Below are 26,291 nucleotides of genomic sequence, written 5' to 3' on the forward strand. Positions count from 1 at the left end.
AAGTTAGTAAGTTTGGAGTGCGCCAGTCATGGCCTATTATTCTACGAATGATTTCAAGTCAGGCCTTAAGGTTATGCTTGATGGCAACCCATGTTCAATCATGGAAAACGAATACGTAAAACCAGGTAAAGGCCAAGCTTTTAACCGCGTAAAATTACGTAACCTTAAATCAGGTAAAGTTCTGGAAAAAACTTTCAAATCAGGCGAGAACCTAGAAGCGGCTGATATCGTTGAAGTAGAAATGGAATACTTGTACAACGATGGCGAAATGTGGAACTTCATGGATCCTGTTACCTTTGAACAGATCGCAGCTGATAAAACAGCGATGAGCGAGGCTGCAAAATGGTTAAAAGACGATTCAAATGAAAAATGTACCATCATGTTGTTCAATGGCGTGCCTTTAAACGTGACTCCACCGAACTTCGTAGTACTTAAAATCGTTGAAACTGATCCAGGTGTTCGTGGTGATACTTCTGGCGGTGGCGGTAAGCCGGCGAAACTTGAAACAGGTGCTGTGGTACGTGTTCCATTATTCGTACAGCAAGAAGAAAGCGTTCGTGTAGACACCCGTACTGGTGATTATTTAGAACGTGCATAATGGTTTGAAAATAGACTATTATCGAGAGGGATGATTTAAATCATCCCTTTTTTTATGCCAAAGTCTTAGAGGAAAAGCAAAAGAACAGGCGTAAAGTCGCAAGGGAAAACAGCAGTACCTCGAACAACAACAATCACGCTGATTTGTATGCATCACAATATGAGGGATTGAATGGAAACTTTACAAAAGAAGTCGACGCTGACTTCGAAATTGATTTGGCTTTTGGTAGCCATTGTGGGTGCAGTCTCTTTTGGAGTGCTGGCACTGAGTCGGGGTGAGCATGTCAATGCAGTCTGGCTGGTACTTGCCGCCGCCTGTGTCTATAGCATTGCTTACCGTTTCTACAGTTTGTTTATCGCCACCAAAGTATTTGAGCTGAATGAACGCCGTTTAACGCCTGCGCATCGTCTGGCCGATGGTCTGGACTATGTGCCAACCAATAAAAGTGTTTTGTTTGGCCATCACTTTGCTGCAATTGCCGGTGCAGGCCCGCTGGTCGGTCCGATCCTGGCCGCGCAAATGGGTTATTTGCCCGGAACCATCTGGCTCTTGGTCGGTGTAGTACTGGCCGGTGCGGTACAGGATTTTCTGGTACTGTTTATTTCCACCCGTCGTGACGGTCGATCACTCGGTGAAATGGCCAAGCAGGAACTCGGCACCTTTGCCGGTATTATCGTCATGCTGGGTGCCTTGGGTGTAATGATTATCATCCTGGCTGTACTGGCACTGGTGGTCGTCAAAGCCTTGACCAATAGTCCGTGGGGTGTGTTCAGTATTGCTGCCACGATTCCGATTGCGATCTTTATGGGCGTGTATATGCGTTTTATCCGTCCGGGTAAAATTGCAGAAGTCTCGATTATTGGTTTTGTATTGATGATGCTCGGGATCATCTACGGTGAAAACATCGCGCAACATCCGTACTGGGGGCCGTTCTTCACACTATCGGGAACTGAGCTGACCTGGGCATTGATTATCTATGGATTTATTGCATCAGTATTGCCGGTGTGGCTGTTGCTTGCACCACGTGACTATCTATCCACTTTCTTGAAAATTGGTGTAATTGCGGGTCTGGCGATTGGTATTCTGTTTGCCATGCCTGAAATGAAACTGCCAGCGGTGACCAAGTTTATTGATGGTACAGGCCCGGTATTTGCAGGCTCCATGTTCCCATTCCTGTTTATTACCATTGCCTGTGGTGCTATTTCCGGTTTCCACGCCTTGGTCTCTTCGGGAACGACACCGAAACTGGTCAATAACGAACGCGATATCCGTGTGATCGGTTATGGCGGTATGTTGATGGAATCTTTTGTGGCGATCATGGCTTTGATCTGTGCCGCAGTTCTGGATCCGGGAATTTATTTTGCGATTAACTCGCCAGCCGCCTTACTCGGGACTACCGCAGAAAGTGCGGCAGAAGCAGTGCGTACCCTTGGTTTTGTGGTAACTCCTGAAGCCTTGACTTTATTGGCTCAAGAAGTCGGTGAAAACTCGATTCTGTCACGTACAGGTGGTGCACCGACTTTTGCGATTGGTATGGCGCATATCATCACGGAAATTTTTAATAGCCGTGAAATGATGGCGTTCTGGTATCACTTTGCGATTCTGTTTGAAGCTCTATTCATTCTGACAGCGGTAGATGCCGGTACGCGTGCCTGTCGCTTTATGGTGCAGGATACAGTCGGCATCGTGATTCCTGCGGTGAAAAACTCGCATAATTTCTTTGGTAACTTGCTGGGTACTGCGGTTGCAGTCGCAGGTTGGGGCTTCTTCGTCTATCAGGGCGTGGTCGATCCACTCGGCGGCATTAACAGCTTATGGCCGCTATTTGGTATTGGTAACCAGATTCTGGCTGCGATGGCGCTCATTCTCGGTACAGTCATTCTGTTCAAAATGAAAAAACAGAAATATGTCTGGGTCACCATTATCCCGACCGTTTTCCTGTTCATTACTTCCATGACTGCCGGCTGGCAGAAGATTTTCCACGAAAATCCGAAGATTGGTTTCCTGGCACAAGCTGATCGTTTCAATACGGCCATTGCCAATAATGAAATCCTGGCGCCGGCTAAAAGTATTGCAGAAATGCAGACTGTGGCCATGTCGAATCAGATTAATGCCGCACTTTGTGCCTTTTTTATGATCGTTGCTTTTGTGATGCTGTTCGCCGCGATTCGCGTGATTCGTCGTGCTTTAGCAGATCCGAATCCTTCTGTGCATGAAGCGGAAGCCATCTATCGCGATCCTGAAGACATTCAGCCAGCGAAAGGTCATTAAGGAGAGTCTTATGAATCTGAAATTTGCCAAAAGCGGAAAAACCATGATTTATAAAATCATCAAAATGACCGTGATGTCACAAAAGGATTTGATTCTGAATCCGAAAAACTGGTCACGTATTGCGACCTTGTGGCAACGCTTGCAGCAAAGTTTCCGCCTGATGGTTGGGGTGCCAGATTACCAGACCTATGTGGAGCATATGCGCAAGCATCATCCAGACCTGGAAGCGATGGACCCGAAAACATTTTATCGTCACTGTGTGGATTCGCGTTATCCATCGGCAGGCGGCGGGATGAAAAAGTGTCCGTGTTAATCATTGAGTAAAACAAGCGCCTTTCGGGGCGCTTTTTTATGCCTAAATATCGGTCTTAAAAATGGCCGAGCGAATGACCTCTCATTTCATTCACTCAGTTGTTTCAGAATATTCTTGATTCAAATCCAGGATAAAAATAAATCTGCATACCTTTTAAGTATGGTGTTTTAACTATCATAAATAAAATGTATACGAGGTATTAATACTCGCACTCGAAGAAAAAATGATTTCTTCTTGAACCGGTTTTTTTGCCTGTTTTCTATGTTGCCATTTTCTCCGTACTTGATAAAACCCACCTATTTTTATTTGAATTTTTGCCATTTTGTCGCGGGTATTCTCATTCAGTTACACAGATAGAGAATTGATCTTTTGGGGAAATTAAAATTTCAGTGTATGTTAATCCTAGACCGTGTTTTATTAGGAAAATTAGTGTGATCTGGGGCATGAAACAAAAGGAAAATAACGATACTGCACATCTCAATACTGTGCTTGAACAAAAGATTGCAAGTTATGCGCCCAAGATCCAGCATTTTTTTGAAGAGGTCAATGCCATCGTACTGGACAAGCAGGCCCAGACCAAGTTGGCGCTGTGCTGTCTGATTGCAGGTGGTCATGTTCTATTTGAGGATTTACCGGGTCTGGGGAAAACCACATTGGCGAGTAGTCTGGCACATCTGGCAGGGTTGAAGTTCCAGCGGATTCAATTTACCAACGATATGCTGGCCAGCGATGTCATCGGTATTAATATGTTTAACCAGAAAGAACATCAGTTCGAGTTTAAACAAGGCCCGATTTTCACCCAGATTTTACTGGCAGATGAAATTAACCGTTGTAGCCCCAAAACCCAGAGTGCCTTACTTGAAGCCATGGAAGAGGGTTATGCCACCATTGATGGCGTACGCTATGCCTTGCCAAAACCATTCTGGGTGATTGCCACACAGAACCCGCTGTTTCAAAGCGGCACTTATGCCTTGCCGGAATCGCAGCTGGATCGTTTTCTGATGCGTTTGTCTTTGGGTTATCCATCGCGTCATGCCGAGAAGCTGTTATTACAGCAGGAATCCCGTTTTGCCCTGATTGCCAGTCTGGCGCATATTTTTACTGAAGATGAAATTCTGGATCTGCAAAGTCTGGCGCATCAGGTCTTTATGAGTGAAGCGATTCAGGGATATCTGCTGGATCTGGCGGAAGAAACCCGCAAGAACCGTCATGGCCTGTCCACCCGTGGTTTATTGGCACTCAAGCGTGCAGCACAAGCGCATGCGCTGATTCAGCAACGTGCCTTTGTCACAGCGGATGACGTACAGGCCGTATTTGTGGCGGTGACTTCACATCGTCTGGGTTTGAGTGAAGCTGAAACTTTGAATGTCATGCAACAGGTTGCGGTCAGCTAAAGGAGTCCTCTCTTGGATAAAACCTGGCAAGAATGGCTGGCCAAACGCTTTCAATTTTCACAGCAGAAACAGCTCTCGCAGAAAGACGTCTTGGTATTTATTTATCAGCAGGGCTATCTGTATCTGGTGTTGATCTTGATCACCTTTGTGGCAGGGGTGAATTATGCCAACAATCTGATTTTAGGTTTCTGCTTTTTAATCAGTGCTGTGCTGTGTATCAGTTTTTATCTGACGTTTAAGCAGCTGCATGGCTTGAAGATTGAATTAATCGCGGATGAAGTGGGGCAGGTCGGACACAGTCTGAATCTGCAAATGTATTTTCAGCAGCAGCAAGTTCGACCACATTATTTGTATATTAAAGCTGGAAATCAGCTACACAAAGTTTATCTGAATGCACAGAAGCAGCAGTTTATCCTGCCATTTTATGCAGAGCAACGCGGTAAATTTGATTATCCCGTCATTCAAATATATTCGGTTTATCCTTTTGGATTGGTTCGGGCCTGGACTTATCTTTATCATCAGCATACTGCCTGGGTTGCGCCCAAAGCAGAAGTTTTTAGCGCAGAAAATAGATACCATCTGAACCGCTTTGAACCAGATATGGATGAATTTCGCGAACTGCGAAATTACCAGACTGGCGATTCCTTGCAGTCGGTATCCTGGAAGCAGTTTGCCCGAGGACAGGGCTTATATGTCAAGGTTTTTGAGCAGTATCAGGATGAACACAGTATCGAGATTCATTATGAACATATGCCGACGCAATCACATGAAGAAAAACTTGAATTTATGATGGGACTGATCGAGCAATGCGAGCAACAACAATGTGCTTATGCACTGCATTTGCCCCAAGCCGAATTGCCACAGGGTGCAGGTGAAGCGCAACTGCGTAAAGCCAAACAGTTATTGGCACAGGCCTAAGGCAGATAAAGCAATGATCAATGCAAAAATCCATACTTCGATTGTACTGACCTTGAGCCTGATTCTCATCGCCCAAATGGCATTTATTCCGGTCTTACTCAGCATTATTTTCGCCATCAGTATTCTGTGTATCTGGATTTATCTGAAACGTCAGCAGCCATTTCCTAAAATTGGCACCTTCTTGCTCACAGTTTTGGCACTGGGCAGTATTTATTTAAGTTATCAGAGCTTTATTGGTGTTGAAGCTGGAGTGGCAGTTTTATCGACATTTTTATTTGCCAAATCACTGGAAAGTAAAAACAGGCGTGACTTAATTATTTTGTTTAATTTTGCCCTGTTTGTCGCTGCCAGTTCATTTTTATACAGTCAGTCATTTGGCATGGCGATCGTGATTGTGCTGTGTTTAATCAGCTGTCTGATTGGCCTGTACCGGATTCAGACCAGCGAGTTTGAGCAGGAGCAGACCACCCAGCGTGCAGCATTACAACAGGATGCCAAGCATGTAGCGAAGTTTATCCTGTACGCCATTCCATTTTTCCTGCTGCTGTTTATTTTCTTCCCGCGTTTGCCACCACTTTGGCATATTCCCATCCCAGAAAATAAAGGCGTGACCGGTATTAGCGACAGCATGTCGCCTGGTGATATTGCTGAATTATCGCAGTCTAGTGCATTGGCTTTCCGGATTATCGGTGATGTCAGCAAACTCCCACCGCGTTCAGAGCTGTATTGGCGCGCCTTGGTACTGGATGAATATGATGGTCAACGCTGGACCAGCAGCTTCGTCAATCAGCAACCTTTAATGCGACAGCCCATGGATAGCTCGCCAGTGCCGGTTGGATGGAACTATCAATATCTGGCTGCGGATCCTTCGGTGTTCTGGATCATGGGGCTGGAAAAATCGATACCTGTAGAGCGCCGTTATTATAACCGTCAGGACTGGAGTATTGTACCGCGACGACTCACGCAACGCGTTGAACCGATTCCGCTGCAGTGGATGGGGACACAATATGATCCTCAGGCTGTAGGTCAATATCTTGCGCGAATCAATACCCAGGTACAGCGCAGATTGGATCCTCAAGCGCAGCAGCTGGCACAACGCCTATATATGCAAAGTGCTGAAGATCCACGCCGTTATGTGCAGAACGTTCTCAACTGGTATCAGCAGAATAACTTTGTTTATACCCTGAAACCGGGCCAGTTGGGACAAAACCGGATTGATGAATTTCTATTTAACTCCCGGCAAGGGTTTTGTGAGCATTATGCATCGAGTTTCGTCATGCTGATGCGTTATGTCGGGATTCCTGCACGTGTGGTGACTGGTTATCAGGGTGGGGAACTGGCACCGGATCGTAAGAGTTGGGAAGTCCGGCAACTGGATGCTCATGCCTGGACAGAAGTCTGGTTAGATCAGAAATGGCAGCGCTTTGATCCGACTGCCATGATTGCGCCGCAACGTATAGATGGCGGAATGCAAAACCTGCTGTCTCAAGATGAAAGAGTCTGGTCAAATAATTCGACCTGGACATCGCAGAATAATCAGTGGATGACCAAGATGCGGGTCTGGAGCGATTATGCCAGCTACCAGTGGCAAAGCAAGGTGGTGGGTTATAATGCAGAATCGCAACAGAACTGGCTATCAAAATTAGGTCTGAGTTCGGCTTATTCGAGTATTATCGTTTTGCTCGGCAGTATTGCACTACTGATTCTAGCCTATGGACTCAGAATTTATCTAAAAGCCCGACAGGCTCAATCCCCATTTGATCGTGCTATCCAACAGTTGAATCAATCTTTAGCTGACGATCTCAAAAAACAGCCTGCTGAAACTTTTCATCACTGGATGCAGCGTTTATCCCAACAGGTTAAGGTCGAAAATCAGTCTGCATTTATAGAGGCAATCCGGATTTTTGAAAAGTATCTTTATTCAGGAGCAGAACTTACTGATCAAGAATTGAAAAAATTCAAGGATTTGCTTAAAACTTGTGCTGACAGTTTGAAAATCAAATGAAAAGACTTGTCTTCAGTCAGAAAAATTTATAATATGCCATACATTCTAGGTGTATAGCTCAGTTGGTTAGAGCGCTACGTTGACATCGTAGAGGTCTCCAGTTCGAGTCTGGATATACCTACCAAGATTCAAAAAAGCCCATTCAAAGAATGGGCTTTTTTATGACTTAATTTTAATGTAATAAATTTAATTGTTTCATAAAGTCCAGCCTGCACTCAAAAATACAAAAAAATAGCAGGACTAAACTCTTAAAGCATATAAGGATTATGTCTGGTATTTTTTAGGTCATTTTAAAATCAAGATAAAATATATTTTATAAAAAATCTTTATTTAAACCTGACATATTTTAACTGAACTATTTAAAGTATCTAGTGTTCTGTATTCCGATCTAAAAAAATTTAAAGCATACTCCAAGGATGTTCATCTGGCTTCATTTTAACTCAGGATGCATAAGTGAAATATTCATTTATACAACAGGCTTTCACTGGCCCCGTGGATATCGTTGGGGATATTCATGGCGAGATTGCAGCACTGGAACAACTGATTCATGTATTGGGTTATGACCGGCACGGTCGTCATCCTGAACAGCGTAAACTGATTTTTGTTGGTGATCTGTGTGATCGGGGGCAGGATAGTGTCGCGGTGATCAAGCGGGTCAAACAGCTAGTAGATGAAGGCTATGCACAATGTGTCATTGGCAATCATGAATTGAACCTGTTGACCGATACTTTTCGGGAAGGCAATGGCTGGTTTTTTGGTTCACCGCATCAGGATGATCTGAAACCTTTTGATTCCATACAGGCTTCAGCCACAGACCGTAAGTGGATTCTGGATTTTTTAAATCGCTTGCCGGTGGCGCTCGAGTCTGAGCAGCTGCGTGTGGTACATGCCTGCTGGCATCAGCAATCCATTGATCGATTACGTGATTCTCATTTCAATTCGCTCAGAGAAGCCTATGCTAAATTCGTTGAGCATACAGCGCTGGATTTGCAAGCCTTAGGTATTAATGAATTAATACAGAATGAACAGCAACAATACCAACACCAGTTCAAAGACCCAGCTGCAACTTTACCTTTATTGCAACACCTCGCAGAAAAAGAGCTGCGTGAGCAGATGCATAATCCAATTCGGGTCATCACTTCAGGTGCAGAACAGATCGCGGTGCAACCCATTTACGCCGGTGGCCGATGGCGTATGATCGATCGGTTGCCATGGTGGGACAGTTATACCGATCAAATTCCAGTGATTACCGGACATTATTGGCGGAATTTTAAACCCACTGAAGAAAAAACCGGTTTACTCAAATCGATCGATGCACTGCAATGGTATGGACAACAGCAAAACGTATTTTGTGTAGACTATTCAGTGGGTAAACGATATCTCGATCGTCAACAGGGCATTGCGTTCAGACATCGGCTGGGTGCTTTAAGATTTCCAGACAATATTCTGATCTTTGAAGATGGCACCCATTACCTGGTTCAAGGGACTTAATCAGATAGAGTCTTCAGAAATTTTTCCCGGCAATTTGTTGGGATAAAAAAGCAGCCATTCAGGCTGCTATTTTTAGAAGATTGCAAGTTTATTCTGCTTCGATAATTTCATAATCATGGGTAATTTCAACGCCGCCATCCGAAAGCATTTTGCTGGCAGAGCAATACTTTTCTGCAGAAAGTTCTACGGCTTTTGCCACCTGTTTCTCTTTAATGGCTTTGCCTGTCACGACAAAATGTAAGTGAATTTTCGTGAAAACTGCCGGAATTGTATCCGCACGTTCAGCCTTTAACTCACAACGTACATCGCTAATATCCTGACGGGCTTTCTTCAAAATGGTCACAATATCAAAAGATGCACAGCCACCCAGACCGGTTAAAAGGAGTTCCATTGGACGGGGACCACGGTTTTCACCGCCATATTCCGCTGAACCATCCATAATGATGGTATGACCACTTTGAGTTTTTGCTTCAAAAGCAACATTCTCTAACCAATGAACGCTTGTTTGCATTGCAACTACCTAAAAAAAGCTATAAATTTGTCAAGTAACTGTACACTAACATAAATTGGGTTGATACGGAATTTCAATCCCACTGTGTGACAAGTTCACATTAGGTCTTGTGCGATCTATACATTATCCATATTCGGAACCGTAAGCATGACTTCAAACTTTTCACAATTGAGCACAGATGCGCTTTCTCCGGGGCAATTACCAGAATCCGTGAAAGCACTGTTAAAACGTGCATATATTAATCGTTATCCAAAACGTACTACGATCATTGATGCAGGATCAGAATCTAAATCTTTGTATTTGATTTTGAAGGGGTCTGTATCCATCATTCTTCGTGAAGATGATGATCGTGAGATTGTCGTGGCATATTTAAATCCAGGTGACTTTTTTGGGGAAATGGGTTTATTTGAGGTAAATCCACAACGTACTGCAGAAGTTCGTACACGTGATGTGTGTGAAATTGCTGAAATCACCTATGAAAATTTTCATGAAATCAGCAAGCAATATCCTGATCTGAGCTATGCGGTATTTGCTCAGCTGGTACGCCGTCTGAAAAATACCACACGTAAAGTGACTGATCTGGCATTCATTGATGTTTCAGGCCGTATTGCACGTTGCCTGATCGACTTGTCTTCTCAGCCTGAGGCGATGATTTTACCAAATGGCCGTCAGATTCGTATTACCCGTCAGGAAATTGGCCGTATTGTCGGTTGTTCCCGCGAAATGGTCGGCCGTGTACTGAAGACACTTGAAGAACAGGGTATGATTGAAACTGATGGTAAAGCCATTCTGATTTTCGATGTTTCTCTGGAGGAGCCAGAAACGGTCAGTGCCGGTGAGCTTGAAGACGAATAAGTCAAAAATAAAAAAAGCAAATCTTCTGATTTGCTTTTTTTATCCCTACTTTAAAAGCACAAATTCATTCGAACATAACAATTTGGCACAAGCTTTTTAGAAAAGATAATTTAAGTCCCCTTATCATTCCGATAGGCTATAGCGCATGTGATCGCAATAAACGACCGATAAATTTTAAGGATATTTTTTTATGCAGTTCAGACCATTGGCAGATACAGGCATTCTTTTGCCGGAAATTTGTTTGGGCACCATGACATTTGGTGAGCAAAACACACAGGAAGAGGCTTTTCAGCAACTGGATTATGCTTTGGATCAGGGAATGTATTTCTGGGATACTGCGGAAATGTATCCGGTTCCGCCGAAACCTGAAACCCAGGGTGCAACCGAGCGTATGATTGGTAACTGGATTGCCTCTCGCGGTGGCCGTGACCAACTTTTTCTGGCCTCAAAAATTGCCGGTCCTTCACAAGGCGGCAGTCATATCCGGGATGGCAGAACCCGTTTCGTTGCAGATGAAATTGCATCAGCGATTGACCAGTCCTTGGCACGTCTGCAAACCGATTATATCGATTTATATCAGCTGCACTGGCCGCAACGTCCAACCAATTTCTTTGGCAAGCTGGGCTATGGTAATGCAGAAGCGGCAGAAGATCGTGCAGTAACAGATCTGGAAGAAACCTTAACCGCTTTACATCAAGAGATTCAAAAAGGCCGCATTCGTTATATCGGCCTGTCCAATGAAACCCCATGGGGCACCATTAAATTTTTACATCTGGCTGAAAAACTCGGTTTATCTAAGTTTGTCAGTGTGCAAAATCCCTATAGCTTATTGAATCGTACTTATGAAATGGGCATGTCAGAAATTGCCAAATACGAAGGTGTAGGCCTGTTGGCTTATTCACCTTTGGCATTCGGTTATCTGACCGGTAAATTCCGTCATGGTGCGCGTCCTGCCAATGCTCGGGTTACTTTATATTCGCGCTTTAGCCGCTATAGCAATCCGGAAAGTGAATGGGCGACCGAACAATATGCACAACTGGCCGAGCAGCATGGTCTGACTTTGACGCAATTGGCTTTGGCCTTTATCAAACAGCAGTTCTTTGTAACCAGTACTATTATTGGGGCCACCAATCTGGATCAGTTAAAAGAAAATATTCAGGCCTTTGAAATCGATTTATCTGAAGACGTACTGAAAGGTATTGAAGCGATTCACTGTCAGCAGCCAAATCCGGCTCCATAATTTTTATCGTTATTTAGACGCACCCTTGATTGAGGGTGTTTTTTTATTGTTGATTACACGCTTATTTTAATGAAAAAGAGTATGGGAAAGGATCGTCAAATCCGCATAATTAAAACATCATCCATAAAAGATGCTCTTATAAAAATGAATCATGAAACTACTTTGTCCCAAACAAAAGTATGAGCGAAAGCCATACGGAAGTTGCTGAACTAATTTTTCTTTATCAGTGATAAGGCCATTAATCACCTCGAGTATTGATTCAAACTGAACAGAAACTCTCTGAAGTTCTTCATTTGGTAGAAGGGTTAGGACAGCATATGTAAGCCAATTTTGTTTTAAATTATCCCGATACAACTAAATAGCTTAATCAAGATGATGAGTTAGCGCTAGTCTTGGGGTCTCATTAAAAATTCTCTTTCGCTTACTTGAAATATGATTTGACTACACCAATATTATAATTGAAATCTGTATATTTTTTGATAATAAGTTTTTGAAAAATATACAAAAATAATTTGAAATCTGATTAATCGCACCCATATATCCATCAAGTAGAAAATTTGTTGTGAGGAATAACAAAAATGCGTTTTGAGAAATTTACCAATCGCCTGCAGCAAACCCTTTCCGATGCACAATCATTGGCCATGACTAAAGACCATAGCTCGATTGATGGGATTCATATTCTGGCCACCTTGATGGATGAAGCATCCAATGTCAGCTTGCTGCAGCAGGCCGGCGCCAATCTGCGTGAATTGCAAACCAAGCTGCAAACGGCCCTAAGTAATGCAGCAACCCTGAGCAATCCCTCCGCGGATATCAATCTCAGCCCTGAAGCGGCAAAAGTATTACATTTGGCAGACAGCTTCGCGCAAAAAGCCGGAGATGAGTTTCTATCTACAGATTGGGTACTGTTGGCGCTGGCAGAAACAGGTAACACAAAAACCTTATTAAACAGTGTTGGCCTAAAGGCAGAAACCTTAGGCCAGATCATTAATCAATTTCGAGGCGATGAAAAAGTCATGAGCAATAATCATGAAGATCAGCGTGATTCACTGAATAAGTACACCATTGATTTAACTGAACGTGCTTTGGCAGGCAAGCTTGATCCTGTGATTGGCCGTGATGATGAAATCCGCCGTACCATTCAGGTTCTGTCACGCCGCACCAAAAATAACCCGGTACTGATTGGTGAGCCGGGTGTGGGTAAAACGGCAATCGTCGAAGGTCTGGCACAGCGGATTATTAATGGTGAAGTACCTGAAGGACTGAAAGGTAAACGTGTTTTATCGCTGGACCTGGGATCTTTACTGGCCGGTGCCAAATACCGTGGTGAGTTTGAAGAACGCTTAAAAGCCGTTCTGAAAGATATTGCCAAACACGAAGGCGAAATCATCTTATTCATCGATGAGCTGCATACCTTGGTGGGTGCCGGTAAGGGTGATGGTGCGATGGACGCCGGTAACATGCTGAAACCGGCGCTGGCACGTGGCGAGCTGCGCTGTGTCGGTGCGACTACGCTGGATGAATATCGTCAGTATATTGAAAAAGATGCAGCGCTCGAGCGTCGTTTCCAGAAAGTCTTGGTGGATGAACCGAGTGTGGAAGACACCATTGCGATTCTGCGTGGTCTGAAAGACCGCTATGCAACGCATCACGGGGTACAGATTCTGGACTCTGCGATTATTGCTGCAGCGAAAATGTCACATCGTTATATCACCGATCGCCAGTTGCCGGATAAAGCCATCGACCTGATTGATGAAGCAGCATCACGCATTAAAATGGAACTCGACTCCAAACCAGAAGCTCTGGATAAACTGGAACGCCGTCTGATTCAGTTAAAAATGCAGCTGGAAGCGGTGAAAAAAGATGAAGACTCGGGTGCCAAAGCTGAGATTCAATATCTGTCTGACCAGATCGCCACGGTTGAAAAAGAATATCAGGACCTAGAAGAAATCTGGCGTGCCGACAAGGCGCTGGTCGAAGGCAATAAGGATGTACAGATCAAACTGGATCAGGCCCGTATTGCACTAGACAAGGCGCAACGTGAAGGTGATCTGGCTGAAGCAGCACGGTATCAATATGGCGTCATTCCAGAGTTACAAAAACAGCTGGAACGTATTGAAGCAGCTGAAGAAAGTGAGGCACCGAAACTGCTGCGTGACAAAGTCACCGACAATGAAATTGCCGAGGTGGTCAGTGCGGCCACCGGTATTCCTGTGGCGAAAATGTTGCAAGGTGAGCGTGACAAACTGCTGCATATGGAAGAGTTCCTGCATAACCGTGTGGTGGGGCAAGAAGAAGCCGTGGTGGCAGTATCGAATGCGGTACGCCGTTCACGTGCAGGTCTGTCAGACCCGAACCGTCCAAGTGGCTCGTTCCTGTTCCTGGGTCCAACGGGTGTGGGTAAAACAGAATTGACCAAAGCATTAGCCAACTTCTTGTTTGATAGTGACGATGCCATGATTCGTATTGATATGTCTGAATTCATGGAAAAACATTCGGTGAGCCGTTTGGTCGGTGCGCCTCCGGGCTATGTGGGTTATGAAGAAGGCGGGGTGCTGACGGAAGCGGTACGTCGTAAACCCTATAGCGTGATCTTGTTCGATGAAGTCGAAAAAGCGCATCCGGATGTGTTTAACATCTTGCTACAGGTGCTGGATGATGGTCGTTTAACTGACTCGCAAGGCCGGGTAGTGGACTTTAAAAACAGCGTGATCGTTATGACGTCGAACCTGGGTTCGCAGGATATGCGTGAACTGGGCGTTAATGCAACACGTGATGAAGTTCGTACAGTAGTGATGAATGCGGTCTCGGAACATTTCCGTCCGGAGTTTATTAACCGTATTGATGAACTGGTGGTCTTCCATGCGCTGGAAAAAGACCAGATTCGCGGTATTGCCGATATCCAGTTGAATCGCTTGCGTCAGCGCCTGGCAGAGCGTGATATGCGTCTGTCGGTAGATGACAGTGCTTTCGATCAGTTAATTGATGCCGGTTTCGATCCGCTGTATGGTGCGCGTCCGTTAAAACGTGCGATCCAGCAACGTATTGAAAATGGCCTGGCTCAAAAAATCCTTGCAGGGGAATTCCAGCCGGGTGATACGATTCTGGTCCAGGCCGAAGCGGGTGATTTAATCTTCGAGAAAATGAAAGTTAGCTAATATTGCCTGCCCTTTTAATTTTCAGAAAACCTAGCTTTGGCTAGGTTTTTTGATGGCTGACAATTCAGGTCATATCAGTAAAAAAATTGCTTAAAAGTGACAGCTATTTTTAATATTTTGTGATGAATATTATGTTTAAGTGATTTATTTGCAAAACAATTATCTTTATTTTTTAAGATTAACTATAATTTATGTTCAATAAAAATAGATAAATTCTGAGCAAAAACTATGTCGAAAATAGTATGGGGTGGAATTGGTGTCGTGGTGTTGGCGGGGGCTGTGAGCACGGGTAATTTATATGCAGATAAGAGCTTGAAAGCGCATTATCAACAAAATTTAAAACCAGCGCCGAACATTAGTGTGCAATATACTGACTACGCTATGGGGGCTCTACAAGGCACGGCCAAGTGGAGCATGAGCATTGTGCCAGACGCGTGTAATGCCAAAGAAAAATTAGTATTTAATGGTCAAGACCAAATTCAGCGTACCTGGAAAGGCTATACCATTCATTCTCAACTCGATTTAGCACAAGGACAGGGCGCATATGCTGAATTTTTTCAGCAACCTTTAAAAGTGACGACGCAAGTCAACTGGTTGGGTGTATCGACCACACAATTACAAACCCCTGTCATCGAAAAAAAAGAAGCAGGTTTATATACCAGAATTGACCCTATACAGATCAAGTTTCAGGCAAAACAGAGTCAGGGACAACATAAAATTTTAAATATGAGTTTTGATGTGCCAGAATTGTCTATTCGTGATCAGTCTGGAAATACACAACTCAAGGGTGTGCATTTTAAAACTAATCAGGCTCTGAATGCGCAGTATTTAGAACCGGGTTATTTCGAGTTCAATATTGTCAAAATGCAGCGCCAGGATGCTAAGGCAGAAGGCTCAGGACAACTGAAAGACCTGAGCTGGCGTATGGATACCCAACTGCATGAGCGTACAGTAGATGTTCAATCAAAATTTAAAATTGCCGAAATGGGCTTAAATAATGTCCCTGCGATGCAAGACTTAGAACTCAATTGGGAGCTCAAAGACTTACAGCGTCAAAAAATGCAGATATTATTTGATATTCTGCAAAAGCAAAATAACTCTTGTCTGGAAGCAGGAAATTTTGAAAAAGATGCGATACAAGCCATGCTGGCGGTGATTAATGATGGCTTCAAGTTTGAATCGAAGCAGAATCAGTTAAAGTTAGGCACAGGCAGTATTCAGGCAGATTTAGTCGGAAAAGTAATGCCAGGCCATCAAACCACCTTGGAAAGCTTGGCAAAAATGTTCCCAAATCTGTTAGAAGTGCAAACCAATATCAGTTTCAATAAACAGGTAGTAAAAACCTTCACTCATCATTATATGCGTGCCGCAGGTAAAAATATGTCCGATCAAGAGCTGGAGCAAATGCTGAGTGCGATGCAAGCTAATCAGCAAATTCAGCGAGATGGTGATGTGTTTAAACTATCCATACATTATCTGTATGGTGAAAAGAAGTTCTTAACTGCACAATAAGTTGTAAGTCGCTTTTTAACAGCGAATCTAAGAAGAAAAAGCCTGTTCAACTGAACAGGCTTTTGTTTTATCACAATCTAATACCAGTGATTACACTTTAGGATGGCCGATTTTCCAGGCACGGTGAATCTTCTGGTTACGCTTGAAATCAGGCCCAATGGTTTCTTGAGTAATTTCTTCGACATCATAGAACGCCAGAATTTCTTCATCCATCTCGAAACCACGATAGTTGTTCGAGAAGTACAGGGTACCATCGCTGGTTAAACGGTTCATGGCGCGTTTAAGCAAGGATAGATGGTCGCGCTGTACGTCAAACGTCCCGTAGAATTTTTTCGAGTTTGAGAAAGTGGGTGGATCAATAAAGATCAGCTCATATTGCTCATGACCTTCTTTGAGCCATTCAAAACAGTCAGATGCAAAGAACTGATGTTGTTCATCGGCGTGATCTACGGTTAAACCGTTCAGCACGAAGTTTTCCTTCGACCAGTTCAAATAGGTATTGGAAAGATCGACACTGGTGGTACTTGCAGCACCACCCAAGGCAGCATGTAGGCTCGCCGTAGAGGTATAGCTGTAGAGGTTCAGGAAGTGTTTGCCTTTGGCCTCACGGGCAATACGCAAACGCATTTGACGATGATCCAGGAACAGACCGGTATCCAGATAATCGGTCAGGTTAACCAGAATCTTGGCCTTACCTTCCTGTACGATAAAACGCTTCGATGCGGTACTTTGTTTGGTGTACTGGTTTTTACCTTCCTGACGTGCGCGGGTCTTGATAAAGATCGCATCACGGCCCAGACCGGTCACAGCGCGAATGGCTTGCAGTGCCAGGTTAAAACGTTTCTTGGCTTTTTCAGGGTCAATCGTTTTAGGTGGCGCATATTCTTGCACATGCAGGCGCTCACCATACAGATCCACCGCGACATTAAAATCTGGTAAATCAGCATCATACAGACGCAAACAGTGTATGCCTTCTTTGACAGCCCATTTTTTTAGTGCTTGCATATTCTTGGTCAGACGGTTGGCAAACTCCATTGCACCTTCAATCGCTTCAAATTGCTGAGGTTGCCAGTTTTCTAAAAATGGACGCACCACAGCCGCAGGTTTAACCGTACCAAAGCGGATATAGATCGGCAATTTACCATTCATCAAACGCAGGATTTGCGGATCATTAAAGGCCAGCACGTCAGCCTGTTCGACTTGAGAGGCAATCACCGCCGCTTTTTGATTCGGGAAATTCTTTTGCAGTAAAGCCGATAAACCAAGATATAAAGAACGGTTCTGCGCTTTATCACCGAGACGCTCACCATAAGGCGGGTTGGTCACGAAGAAGACTTTTTTGCCTTCAGCCTGAAAATCCGGCCAGTCATTTAAAGTACGCTCTTCGATCATGATATTGTCGAGAGCAGCTTCAAAACCTGCCGCGATGATATTTTGACGTGTCGCTTTTACAGCTTCCCAGTCTGCATCGAAGGCATAGAATTGCGGTAATGGATTTTCCATTGCCGCTTGGTGGCGTTCAGCTGCTTCAGCTTTAATGCCCATCCAGAGTTCATGGTCATGGCCATTCCAGCCATTAAAACCGAAACGACGCACCAGACCCGGCGCACGGTCGGTCAGGATCATCAGTGATTCAATAATAAAGGTACCTGAACCACACATTGGATCGACAATGATGTCTGGATTAATCTGTTTAAGTTGACCTTTTTGCAAAATCGCAGCAGCCAGATTTTCCTTGATTGGTGCATCGGTCATAAAGTGGCGATAACCACGTTTATGTAATGAATCGCCGGACAAGTCCAGGCAATAGGTATGCTCTTTCTTCCCTGCCAGAATATACATGGTAATTTCTGGCTGTTTGGTATCGATACTTGGGCGTTTACCTACAGCTTCCATGAAGGAATCTACGACACCATCTTTGGCACGCAAAGTTGCGAACTGGGTATTGACCTTGATGTCACGCTCGACATGCAAGCGAATGGCAAAGGTACTTTGTGGTGCAAAAATGAGCGACCAGTCAAAGCTGATTGCACCTTCATATAGCTCTTCTGCCACATCACGGGCATCGTGAGAAAATTCAATTTCATGGGTATGGATCGGCATGAGCACACGTGAAGCCAGACGTGACCACATGCAAATCCGATAAGCATTTTCCAGACTGCCTTTAAAGATTAAACGACCGGGAAAACGCTCAATATTCTGAACACCTAAGCCTTGTAGTTCTTCTTCTAATAAGGTTTCCAGACCATCGGCACAGGTGACCCAATAATTGCTTAAACGTGGAGAGGTATTCATATAATAGAGAGACCAAAAAAGATAAATAAAAAACTGCGCCAAGTTTACCGTATTTTTATATTGAAAGCTTTTTAAATTCTCTGAAAGGCCTTGCCGTGTACGCGTGAAAAATAATATTCACATGATAAATTGATGAACTGGTACGCATTTTGCTCTATACACAGCAAATCAGGCAGTCAGTCGGAGGAGAGCGATGGCTGCCTGATTCTGATTTTTCAATTTTATAATGGGGGTTAAAATGTTAGAGAATCAGTTACGCAACCATGACGCTTTTTCAGTGGCCACTTTAATTTATACACGTTTGAGACGTGTGTCAGGCCGGGTCGTGGATGCGCTTTATCTGGCAGAAAATCTGGACTATGCACGGCATGTGATTGAACTGGTAGAACAGACCCAAGATCCAGAGTTGCAGCGTTTAATCGAGCGTTTAAAACAGGTTTGGGATCTGCCTGTGGTTCGGCAGCAACAGTTTGAAAAATCTGCACATCTGCCACAGCAGGAGGTATTGGTCTCGGTTGAACCCGATCAGGACGATATCTACCGTGCACAGGTTGCACATCATTATATCGGTGCGCTGCGATAAAACGATGGGTGTGAATGTGCCAGACTGAAGCACCCATAATTTTGTACTGAAAGTCAGCAGGATGGAAAATGGTTAAATTATCTTATTGAAAAAATACATAGGAATTTCAATTTCTATTTTTATTATCGAGGTGGTTTTTGTACAAGTAGTCACATTGCCAACTACTCAGACTGGCCAATCTCTGTATAATATGTTGACTTAACGCATAAGGAATCTCTCATGCACTTGGCGGCATTGCATACACCGAGCCAGATTCAACTCAATAAAGAAGGTAATCTAAAACACTTCTTGACCATCGAAGGTCTTTCCAAAGAAACCCTGACAAAAATATTGGACACTGCGCAGTCCTTTTTTAATGACCAAAATCAGCTCATCACCAATAATTTGCTGGAAGGCAAAACGGTGATGAACCTGTTTTTCGAGAACTCTACCCGTACTCGCACTACTTTTGAAGCCGCTGCCAAGCGCCTTTCTGCCAACGTTCTGAATATCGATATTGCCCGTTCGAGTACCTCTAAAGGTGAAACCCTGCGTGACACCTTATGGAACCTTGAAGCGATGGCCGCCGATATTTTCGTGGTGCGTCATTCATCTTCAGGTGCGGCGCATTTTATTGCCAAAGATGTCTGTCCGACGGTGGCGATTATTAATGCCGGTGATGGCCGTCATGCGCATCCAACCCAGGCGATGCTGGACATGCTCACCATTCGCCGGGAAACCCATAAAAAATTTGAAGAGATGTCGATTGCCATTATTGGCGATATCAAACATTCACGTGTCGCGCGTTCAGATGTAGCGGCTTTGCAAACCTTAGGCTGCGAAGATATTCGGGTGATTGCACCAAATACCTTGCTGCCATACGGTTTTGAAGAATATGGTGATGGTATTCGTCTATTTAACAACATGGAAGATGGCATCAAAGATTGCGACGTGATCATTACCCTGCGTATTCAAAATGAGCGGATTGATTCTCCGGCACTGGCATCGCAAGCTGAATTCTACAAGATGTATGGCCTGAACAAAGAACGTTTAGCGATGGCAAAACCGGATTGTATCGTGATGCATCCGGGTCCAATGAACCGTGGGGTGGAGATTGACTCCAGTATTGCCGATGGACCGCAGTCGGTGATTCTGAATCAGGTGACCAATGGAATTGCGGTACGTATGGCGGTGTTGGCTTTGTCAATGCAGGGCCAGCTTCAGGAACAGGGTTTGATTGCAGCGATTGCGGGTTAAGGAATAAGTCATGACTATTGTAAAAATTGAAAATGTTCGTGTGCTCGATCCGATCCAAAACACTGATTCTGTTCAGACCGTGTATCTGGAAAATGGTAAGTTCGTTGCGGAAACGGCTGCTGTTTCTGAAACGATTGATGGTCAGGGCAAATGGTTGATGCCCACCATGGTCGATCTGTGTGCACGTTTACGGGAACCGGGTCAGCAACAACATGGCACCTTAAAATCTGAAGGTAAAGCAGCACGTGAAAATGGGATTTTGCACGTGTTTACACCACCAGATTCAAAGCCGATCGTGCAGGACAATGGCGCACTGATTCATGGTCTGGTTGAGAAAGCCATGCTGGACGGTGGTATTTATCTTGAAGTGATTGGTGCTCAAACCCAAGGCTTGCAAGGCCAGCAACCTGCCAATATGGCCGGTTTGAAAAAAGGCGGATGTACTGCGGTGTCCAATGCCAGTGCGCCTTTTGTCAATGATGACGTGGTACTACGTACCCTGGAATATGCTGCAGGTTTAGATCTGACTGTGGTGTTCTATGCAGAAGAGCCGCAAATTGCCAAAGATGGCTGTGTACATGAAGGCTTTATTGCCTCGCGTCAAGGCTTGCCGATGATTCCAGCACTTGCTGAAACCGTGGCAATTGCCAAATACCTGTTAATGATTGAAGTGACCAAAGTTCGTGCGCATTTCGGTTTATTATCTTGTGGTGCGTCAGTAGAGCTAATCCGGATTGCCAAAGAAAAAGGCTTGCCTGTCACCTGTGATGTGGCCATGCACCAATTACATCTGACCGATGCCTTAATTGACGGTTTTAATTCGCTGGCACATGTACGTCCGCCACTGCGTGCTGAACAAGACAAAGAATTGCTACGCCAAGGAGTAAAATCTGGGGTGATTGATGCGATTTGTACCCATCATGAACCGCTGAGCAGCTCTGCGAAAATGGCACCATTTGCTGAAACCCAGCCTGGCTTTAGCGCTTTTGATACTTATGTACCTTTTGGGATTCAACTGGTCAATGAAGGTTTGTTTACACCACTGGAATGGGTAGAAAAAGTGACTTTGGCTCCGGCACGTGTTGCACAAATGGCAGATCGCTGGGCAGACGAGGCGGGTTGGGTGCTGGTAGATCCAGAGCTAGAATGGACGCTGAACAAAGAAAGCATCGTGTCGCAAGGTAAAAATACCCCGCTGATCAATCAAAAAGTGCGAGCTAAAGTTTTAAAAACGTTCCTCGCTTAATAGATCCAGCTTTTATAAAAGTCAGCTTCGGCTGGCTTTTTTTGTTTTTGAATTCTGTGTCAGTAAAATGAGTACTCAACAAAAACAGTGAAACTTTATGATATTCATACAATTATTTACATTTTCAAAAAACTGGCATCGTTACACTGATTGAATATTAAACATTAGAAAAATCAAAAGAATGGTGACAATATGAATGTAGATCTGATGGAACGCTTAAAAAGCGATGTTACAGCGATTGTGCTACAAGGCGAAACCGAACATCTATTTGCCAAAGATCAGGCACTGAGTCAGTTCTATCCCATATTCTTAAGTATATTGCGTGCACGTCCTGCATGGATTGAAAGTTTAAGTCAGCAACTCAATCCAAAAATCCATGAACTGTTTAATGGAAATTCGGCACTCAAGCAGCAGTTTCTGGATCAACTTGATCAGAGCGCGCCACAAGATCAAATAGAGCAGACCCTGAATCGGGCCATTGTACCGACCCTCAATTTTTTACAGACCGAAGCCGGTGCTTCAAGTCCAGAAGCGATTAGTCATTTGCTGGAAACCCACGCCGACTCGATCCAGCGTGCATTACCTGTTTGGGCCGGATCGATTTTAGCGGCATTAGGTGTTTCTCCATTGGCGGGGCAGCATTTGAATCAGGCGCCTGAACTAGAACCAGAACATGCTGTTGTGGTACAGCAGCAGAAAAAAACCGGCTTTTTATGGCCGTTTATTATTTTTCTGATTCTGGCAGCTTTAATCCTGTTTTTTGTTCGTAGCTGTATGCAGGATGATGCTGAGGATTTGGCAAACTCCCAAACGACCCGTGCAGTTGCTGCAGCCCAACCCGCTTCTTTACAGTTGAGTACCGGCACTAATGGTGAAATTATCAGTTGTCAGTTACAGCTGAATAATCCCCAATATATGCAAATTTTGCAAACCGAGATTAAACAGATCTTTAATTATAATATTGGTTGTGGCGCGCTCAGCAGTGAGGTTTATCATTCGGAATTTATTGATCAGGATAGCATTCCTTCCGTTTTGAAACTGATTCAAGGCATGCCAAATGTCTCACTGGACTGGATTGGTAATCAGGTTGCTATACGTGCAGCGAGTAATGCAGAAGCAGAACGTCTGGCAACACAAATTCGTAATCTGGCCAAAAATGTCACTGTTGTGACTCAACAGCCGGTCAATAGGAGTGAGGCGATTCAGGCTGCCAATAGCGATGCAGAACAAGCATTGGCGAGTATCAAAACTGATCATGTTCAGGCCTTAGATGTTGCGACCGCACTAAATTTGCAGATTATTAATTTTGATAGCGCATCGACTGCCGTACCGGAAGTGAATAAATCGGTACTGGATCAGGCTGCTGCATTATTGCAGCGTGCACCGCATGTCATTCTTAAAGTCAAAGGACATACCGATGCACAGGGCAGTGAGGCTGAGAATAAAGTGCTGTCTGTGCAACGCGCGCAAGCAATTGTGGGTTATCTGATTGAAAAGGGTGTTGATCCTGCTCAGTTGCAAGCTGTAGGCATGGGAGAAGACCAGCCTGTTGAACCAAATGCAACATCTGCGGGACAGTTTCAGAACCGCCGCGTAGCTTTTGAAGTGGTTAATACTGAAACAGGTATTGTGCGTGAAGTGGATAGCGAGGGTGTTGTAGAAAAGAAAGCCAACTGAAATAATTTTCCAGATGAAAAAGGACGAATGATTCGTCCTTTTTATATGGCTTAAATTAAGAAAAGACCGGTGGACTATAGGTCAAAGTTCGGCCGAGGAACCAGAGTAAAAACAGCACCAGCGGGATATGAAAAACCAGTTGGGTCACGGTAAAACCGATCACATCTTTGGCCTTTAACTTCAGGATGCCCAGCATCGGCAACATAAAGAAAGGATTGATCAGATTAGGCAAGGCTTCGGCAGCATTATAAATCTGCACTGACCAGCCCAGATGAACTTTCAGATCATGCGCAGCCTGCATTACATAAGGGGCTTCAATAATCCATTTACCTCCACCGGAAGGAATGAAGAAACCCAGGATTGCCGAATAGAGACCCATCACGATAGCAAAGGTTTCCTGTGAAGCAATCGAAACGAAAAATTCGGCAATATAGTGTGATAGGGACAGATCGGCAGAATTCAGCGCATTGGTCATCATAAAGGCAATGCTGCCATATAAAGGAAACTGGATCAGCACACCCGAAATTGCTGGCACAGCCTTGGAAACGGCATTGAGAAAATTCCGTGGTGTGCCATGTAGTGCGACACCCAAAATCAGGAAGATAAAGTTATAGGTATTTAAACTGGAGATGGCCAGAATAGGATTGCTTTCGGAAAATTCGTTAAACATCCATACAGCACCTAGCACCACAATCAGAATACTTAAAATAGGTGAGTTTTCCAGCCAGTCGCCCGGACGTTTTGATGAAGATTCTTCCGGTTTTCCTTCTTCAATCTGAACCGGAAAATGTTCAATGGTTTTAATATGACTGCCTTTCGGCGCTGACCAGTAGGCAATGGCAATCGAGGCAATAATTAGAACCGCCGTCATGATCATGGATTGCGGCAGGAAAATCGTTTCGGTAAATGGAATGACACCGGTCAGATTGTAAATCGGTTCAGGCAGGCTGCTTTTATTGGCCTGTAATTGTGCAGCAGAGGAACTGATGCCGAGTGCCCAGGTGGCTCCCATCCCGATAATCGCTGCTGCGGCTGCAGCGCGGTAATCCATATTAAGTTCTTTACGTTGTGCCAGTGCAATCACGAGTAATGCAGTTAGAACTGTGCTCATGGCCCAGTTAATCAGGGAAATGAGCAGGCTGACTGTCGCGACCAATACAATCGCACCACGCCCTGAATGGGGCAGACATGCCATTTTTCGGATCAGAAGCTGCATTGGTTTTGAAACCGAAACCACATAACCGACCACGATCAGCATGCACATCTGCAAGGTAAAGGGAATCAGGCTCCAGAACCCGTCACCAAAGGAAATGGCAACGTCCTGTGCCGGCGCGCCAATTCCGATAGCGGCAATTGCGACAATGATGACACCGAGCAGGGCAAAAATATAAGAATCGGGAAACCATTTTTCTGACCAGTCACTGACGCGCAGGGCGAAGCGTTGTAAGATATTTTGTTCTGTTTGCATGATTAAAAACCATTTATTCTGCATTCATTTTTAAAATTAGAGTTTTCTTTGGTCGAAAAGAAACCCTTAAAATTTTTCATTTTAAGGGCCGGGAAAATCAAGCTGCTATTTTTTGTAAAGCCACACCCGTGACTTTCTGAATCTCCTCAAAACTGACCTCTGGTGCCAGCTCAACAAGTTGAATACCATCTGGAGTGACATCCAGCACACCTAAATCGGTAATGATCCGGTTGACCACAGCCTGTCCGGTAAGGGGCAGACTGCATTGCGCAACAATTTTAGGCGTGCCATCTTTGGCGCAGTGTTCCATCAACACCACGACTTTTTGTACCCCTGCGACCAGATCCATGGCACCGCCCATACCTTTGACTTTTTTGCCCGGAATCATCCAGTTGGCCAGATCGCCAGTTTCGGACACTTCCATGGCACCTAAAATGGCGATATTGACATGACCGCCACGGATCATGGCAAAGGAATCGGCACTGGAAAAGAAAGAAGCGCCCTTACGGGCAGTCACGGTCTGTTTACCGGCATTGATCAGGTCGGCATCGACGGTTTCAGCCGTTGGAAATTCGCCAATACCGAGCAAGCCATTTTCCGATTGCAGCCAGACATTGATATTTTCTGGAATGTAATTAGCAACCAGCGTTGGTAAACCAATCCCCAGGTTAACGTAGAAACCATCTTCCAGCTCTTGTGCAGCGCGCTGCGCCATTTGATTACGTGTCCAAGCCATGATCAAGCCTCCGCCTTTAAGGTCATCTGTTCAATACGTTTTTCCGGTTGAGTATTTAGGACTATCCGGTTCACATAAATACCGGGCAGATGAATGTCATCGGGATCAAGCTCACCAATCTCGACAATTTCTTCTACTTCAGCCACGGTGATTTTGCCAGCCATAGCGCAGACCGGATTAAAGTTTTGTGCAGTTTTACGGAAAATCAGATTACCGGCTTTATCAGCCTTATAGGCTTTGACCAAGGCAACATCGGCAGTCAAGGATTCTTCCAGAATATAAGACTTGCCATTAAACTCACGTACATCCTTGCCTTCAGCAATCACGGTTCCGACACCGGTGGCGGTATAAAAAGCCGGAATACCGGCACCGCCAGCACGTAATTTCTCCGCCAAGGTGCCTTGTGGGGTCAGTTCGACTTCCAGTTCGCCACTCAGGTATTGACGTTCGAATTCTTTATTCTCACCAACATAAGATGAAATCATTTTTTGAATCTGTTTGGTTTCCAGTAAAACGCCCAAACCAAAACCATCGACTCCGGCATTGTTGGAAATACAGGTCAGATTTTTGGCACCGGTCTGTTTCAATGCGGCAATCAATGCTTCCGGAATACCGCATAAACCAAAACCTCCGACTGCCAGTGTATGTCCATTCTGAACCACGCCGTCTAAAGCGGCCTCTGCACTGTCATAAACTTTATTTGACATTTTTTACCTCGATTTATTCTTGTCTTGCAGATTCCTTTTTGGTCAGGAAACTACTGATGTATATCCTTGAGGACTTG

Annotated in this window: 20 protein-coding genes and 1 tRNA gene; 16 read left to right on the plus strand and 5 right to left on the minus strand. The window is 44.6% G+C overall.

The genetic code is table 11. The annotated features are described in order from the left end of the window. The first annotated feature begins 28 nt into the window (after positions 1-28). The 8 genes from efp (at position 29) to FTU45_RS00820 (ending at position 8,990) form a co-directional block, all read left to right on the plus strand. Positions 29-598, plus strand: coding sequence for an elongation factor P (gene efp / locus FTU45_RS00785; protein WP_005096501.1), 570 nt, complete (start codon positions 29-31; stop codon positions 596-598). Positions 599-769: 171 nt separating this feature from the next. Continuing rightward, a complete protein-coding gene (locus tag FTU45_RS00790) occupies positions 770-2,869 on the plus strand; it encodes a carbon starvation CstA family protein (RefSeq protein ID WP_180075748.1) in 2,100 nt (699 codons plus the stop codon). A gap of 10 nt (positions 2,870-2,879) precedes the next feature. Beyond that, a complete protein-coding gene (locus FTU45_RS00795) occupies positions 2,880-3,182 on the plus strand; it encodes a YbdD/YjiX family protein (RefSeq protein ID WP_005096505.1) in 303 nt (100 codons plus the stop codon). 431 nt (positions 3,183-3,613) lie between these two features. Continuing rightward, on the plus strand, positions 3,614-4,576 hold the full coding sequence (locus FTU45_RS00800) for an AAA family ATPase (RefSeq protein ID WP_180075749.1): 963 nt from the start codon (positions 3,614-3,616) through the stop codon (positions 4,574-4,576). 12 nt (positions 4,577-4,588) lie between these two features. Continuing rightward, complete coding sequence (locus FTU45_RS00805; RefSeq protein ID WP_005171639.1) at positions 4,589-5,494, plus strand: DUF58 domain-containing protein; 906 nt, start codon at positions 4,589-4,591, stop codon at positions 5,492-5,494. A gap of 13 nt (positions 5,495-5,507) precedes the next feature. Further along, positions 5,508-7,499: a DUF3488 and transglutaminase-like domain-containing protein gene (locus tag FTU45_RS00810; protein WP_180075750.1), complete on the plus strand. Its 1,992-nt coding sequence runs from the start codon at positions 5,508-5,510 to the stop codon at positions 7,497-7,499. A gap of 47 nt (positions 7,500-7,546) precedes the next feature. Further along, positions 7,547-7,623, plus strand: a tRNA-Val gene (locus FTU45_RS00815). Between the two features lie 329 nt (positions 7,624-7,952). After that, positions 7,953-8,990, plus strand: coding sequence for a metallophosphoesterase (locus tag FTU45_RS00820; RefSeq protein WP_180075751.1), 1,038 nt, complete (start codon positions 7,953-7,955; stop codon positions 8,988-8,990). Positions 8,991-9,078: 88 nt separating this feature from the next. Here the strand turns inward: FTU45_RS00820 and FTU45_RS00825 are convergent, their stop codons facing one another. Beyond that, positions 9,079-9,501, minus strand: a complete 423-nt coding sequence (locus FTU45_RS00825; protein WP_005171632.1) for an OsmC family protein — start codon at positions 9,499-9,501, stop codon at positions 9,079-9,081. Between the two features lie 147 nt (positions 9,502-9,648). Between FTU45_RS00825 and crp the strand changes: the two genes are divergently transcribed. The 4 genes from crp (at position 9,649) to FTU45_RS00845 (ending at position 16,266) form a co-directional block, all read left to right on the plus strand. Next, positions 9,649-10,356, plus strand: a complete 708-nt coding sequence (gene crp, locus FTU45_RS00830; RefSeq protein ID WP_005171629.1) for a cAMP-activated global transcriptional regulator CRP — start codon at positions 9,649-9,651, stop codon at positions 10,354-10,356. A 190-nt stretch (positions 10,357-10,546) separates the two neighbouring features. Then, complete coding sequence (locus tag FTU45_RS00835) at positions 10,547-11,596, plus strand: NADP(H)-dependent aldo-keto reductase (protein ID WP_180075752.1); 1,050 nt, start codon at positions 10,547-10,549, stop codon at positions 11,594-11,596. Between the two features lie 578 nt (positions 11,597-12,174). After that, positions 12,175-14,754 (plus strand): ATP-dependent chaperone ClpB, encoded by a 2,580-nt coding sequence (gene clpB / locus FTU45_RS00840; protein ID WP_180075753.1) that lies wholly within the window; start codon positions 12,175-12,177, stop codon positions 14,752-14,754. Positions 14,755-14,982: 228 nt separating this feature from the next. Then, positions 14,983-16,266 (plus strand): DUF945 family protein, encoded by a 1,284-nt coding sequence (locus FTU45_RS00845; protein WP_180075754.1) that lies wholly within the window; start codon positions 14,983-14,985, stop codon positions 16,264-16,266. A gap of 90 nt (positions 16,267-16,356) precedes the next feature. Here FTU45_RS00845 and rlmKL read toward each other — a convergent pair whose 3' ends face one another. After that, a complete protein-coding gene (rlmKL, locus tag FTU45_RS00850) occupies positions 16,357-18,561 on the minus strand; it encodes a bifunctional 23S rRNA (guanine(2069)-N(7))-methyltransferase RlmK/23S rRNA (guanine(2445)-N(2))-methyltransferase RlmL (RefSeq protein ID WP_159137941.1) in 2,205 nt (734 codons plus the stop codon). Between the two features lie 238 nt (positions 18,562-18,799). Here rlmKL and FTU45_RS00855 point away from each other — a divergent pair, with 238 nt between their 5' ends. The 4 genes from FTU45_RS00855 to FTU45_RS00870 all read left to right on the plus strand — a co-directional run bounded on the left by FTU45_RS00855 (position 18,800) and on the right by FTU45_RS00870 (position 23,303). Continuing rightward, positions 18,800-19,144, plus strand: a complete 345-nt coding sequence (locus FTU45_RS00855; protein WP_159137940.1) for a hypothetical protein — start codon at positions 18,800-18,802, stop codon at positions 19,142-19,144. A gap of 219 nt (positions 19,145-19,363) precedes the next feature. Continuing rightward, positions 19,364-20,380, plus strand: a complete 1,017-nt coding sequence (locus tag FTU45_RS00860; RefSeq protein ID WP_005171612.1) for an aspartate carbamoyltransferase catalytic subunit — start codon at positions 19,364-19,366, stop codon at positions 20,378-20,380. A gap of 10 nt (positions 20,381-20,390) precedes the next feature. Then, a complete protein-coding gene (locus tag FTU45_RS00865) occupies positions 20,391-21,626 on the plus strand; it encodes a dihydroorotase (RefSeq protein WP_100355093.1) in 1,236 nt (411 codons plus the stop codon). 192 nt (positions 21,627-21,818) lie between these two features. Further along, complete coding sequence (locus FTU45_RS00870) at positions 21,819-23,303, plus strand: OmpA family protein (protein WP_100355092.1); 1,485 nt, start codon at positions 21,819-21,821, stop codon at positions 23,301-23,303. 55 nt (positions 23,304-23,358) lie between these two features. On the opposite strand, the gene FTU45_RS00875 is transcribed toward FTU45_RS00870, so the two are convergent. From FTU45_RS00875 to FTU45_RS00885, 3 genes are all read right to left on the minus strand, one after another. Beyond that, positions 23,359-24,771, minus strand: a complete 1,413-nt coding sequence (locus FTU45_RS00875; protein ID WP_005096535.1) for a short-chain fatty acid transporter — start codon at positions 24,769-24,771, stop codon at positions 23,359-23,361. A gap of 97 nt (positions 24,772-24,868) precedes the next feature. Beyond that, the gene (locus FTU45_RS00880; RefSeq protein WP_005096536.1) at positions 24,869-25,507 is read right to left on the minus strand and encodes a CoA transferase subunit B; all 639 of its coding nucleotides are present in this window, start codon (positions 25,505-25,507) and stop codon (positions 24,869-24,871) included. Between the two features lie 2 nt (positions 25,508-25,509). Continuing rightward, positions 25,510-26,214 carry a CoA transferase subunit A gene (locus FTU45_RS00885; protein WP_100535528.1) on the minus strand — a complete coding sequence of 235 codons (705 nt, stop codon included), beginning with the start codon at positions 26,212-26,214 and terminating at the stop codon, positions 25,510-25,512. Positions 26,215-26,291: the final 77 nt, after the last annotated feature.

This window comes from Acinetobacter sp. YH12106 (assembly GCF_013418995.1).
Taxonomy (GTDB): domain Bacteria; phylum Pseudomonadota; class Gammaproteobacteria; order Pseudomonadales; family Moraxellaceae; genus Acinetobacter; species Acinetobacter pseudolwoffii.

Bases quoted from the DNA above. Each gene is read 5' to 3' on its own strand.
- FTU45_RS00870 (WP_100355092.1), top strand. From the start codon at position 21,819: ATGAATGTAGATCTGATGGAACGCTTAAAAAGCGATGTTACAGCGATT.
- FTU45_RS00875 (WP_005096535.1), bottom strand. From the start codon at position 24,771: ATGCAAACAGAACAAAATATCTTACAACGCTTCGCCCTGCGCGTCAGT.
- FTU45_RS00795 (WP_005096505.1), top strand. From the start codon at position 2,880: ATGAATCTGAAATTTGCCAAAAGCGGAAAAACCATGATTTATAAAATC.
- FTU45_RS00865 (WP_100355093.1), top strand. From the start codon at position 20,391: ATGACTATTGTAAAAATTGAAAATGTTCGTGTGCTCGATCCGATCCAA.
- FTU45_RS00860 (WP_005171612.1), top strand. From the start codon at position 19,364: ATGCACTTGGCGGCATTGCATACACCGAGCCAGATTCAACTCAATAAA.
- FTU45_RS00880 (WP_005096536.1), bottom strand. From the start codon at position 25,507: ATGGCTTGGACACGTAATCAAATGGCGCAGCGCGCTGCACAAGAGCTG.
- efp (WP_005096501.1), top strand. From the start codon at position 29: ATGGCCTATTATTCTACGAATGATTTCAAGTCAGGCCTTAAGGTTATG.
- FTU45_RS00790 (WP_180075748.1), top strand. From the start codon at position 770: ATGGAAACTTTACAAAAGAAGTCGACGCTGACTTCGAAATTGATTTGG.
- FTU45_RS00845 (WP_180075754.1), top strand. From the start codon at position 14,983: ATGTCGAAAATAGTATGGGGTGGAATTGGTGTCGTGGTGTTGGCGGGG.
- FTU45_RS00855 (WP_159137940.1), top strand. From the start codon at position 18,800: ATGTTAGAGAATCAGTTACGCAACCATGACGCTTTTTCAGTGGCCACT.
- rlmKL (WP_159137941.1), bottom strand. From the start codon at position 18,561: ATGAATACCTCTCCACGTTTAAGCAATTATTGGGTCACCTGTGCCGAT.
- FTU45_RS00825 (WP_005171632.1), bottom strand. From the start codon at position 9,501: ATGCAAACAAGCGTTCATTGGTTAGAGAATGTTGCTTTTGAAGCAAAA.
- clpB (WP_180075753.1), top strand. From the start codon at position 12,175: ATGCGTTTTGAGAAATTTACCAATCGCCTGCAGCAAACCCTTTCCGAT.
- FTU45_RS00835 (WP_180075752.1), top strand. From the start codon at position 10,547: ATGCAGTTCAGACCATTGGCAGATACAGGCATTCTTTTGCCGGAAATT.
- FTU45_RS00810 (WP_180075750.1), top strand. From the start codon at position 5,508: ATGATCAATGCAAAAATCCATACTTCGATTGTACTGACCTTGAGCCTG.
- FTU45_RS00885 (WP_100535528.1), bottom strand. From the start codon at position 26,214: ATGTCAAATAAAGTTTATGACAGTGCAGAGGCCGCTTTAGACGGCGTG.
- crp (WP_005171629.1), top strand. From the start codon at position 9,649: ATGACTTCAAACTTTTCACAATTGAGCACAGATGCGCTTTCTCCGGGG.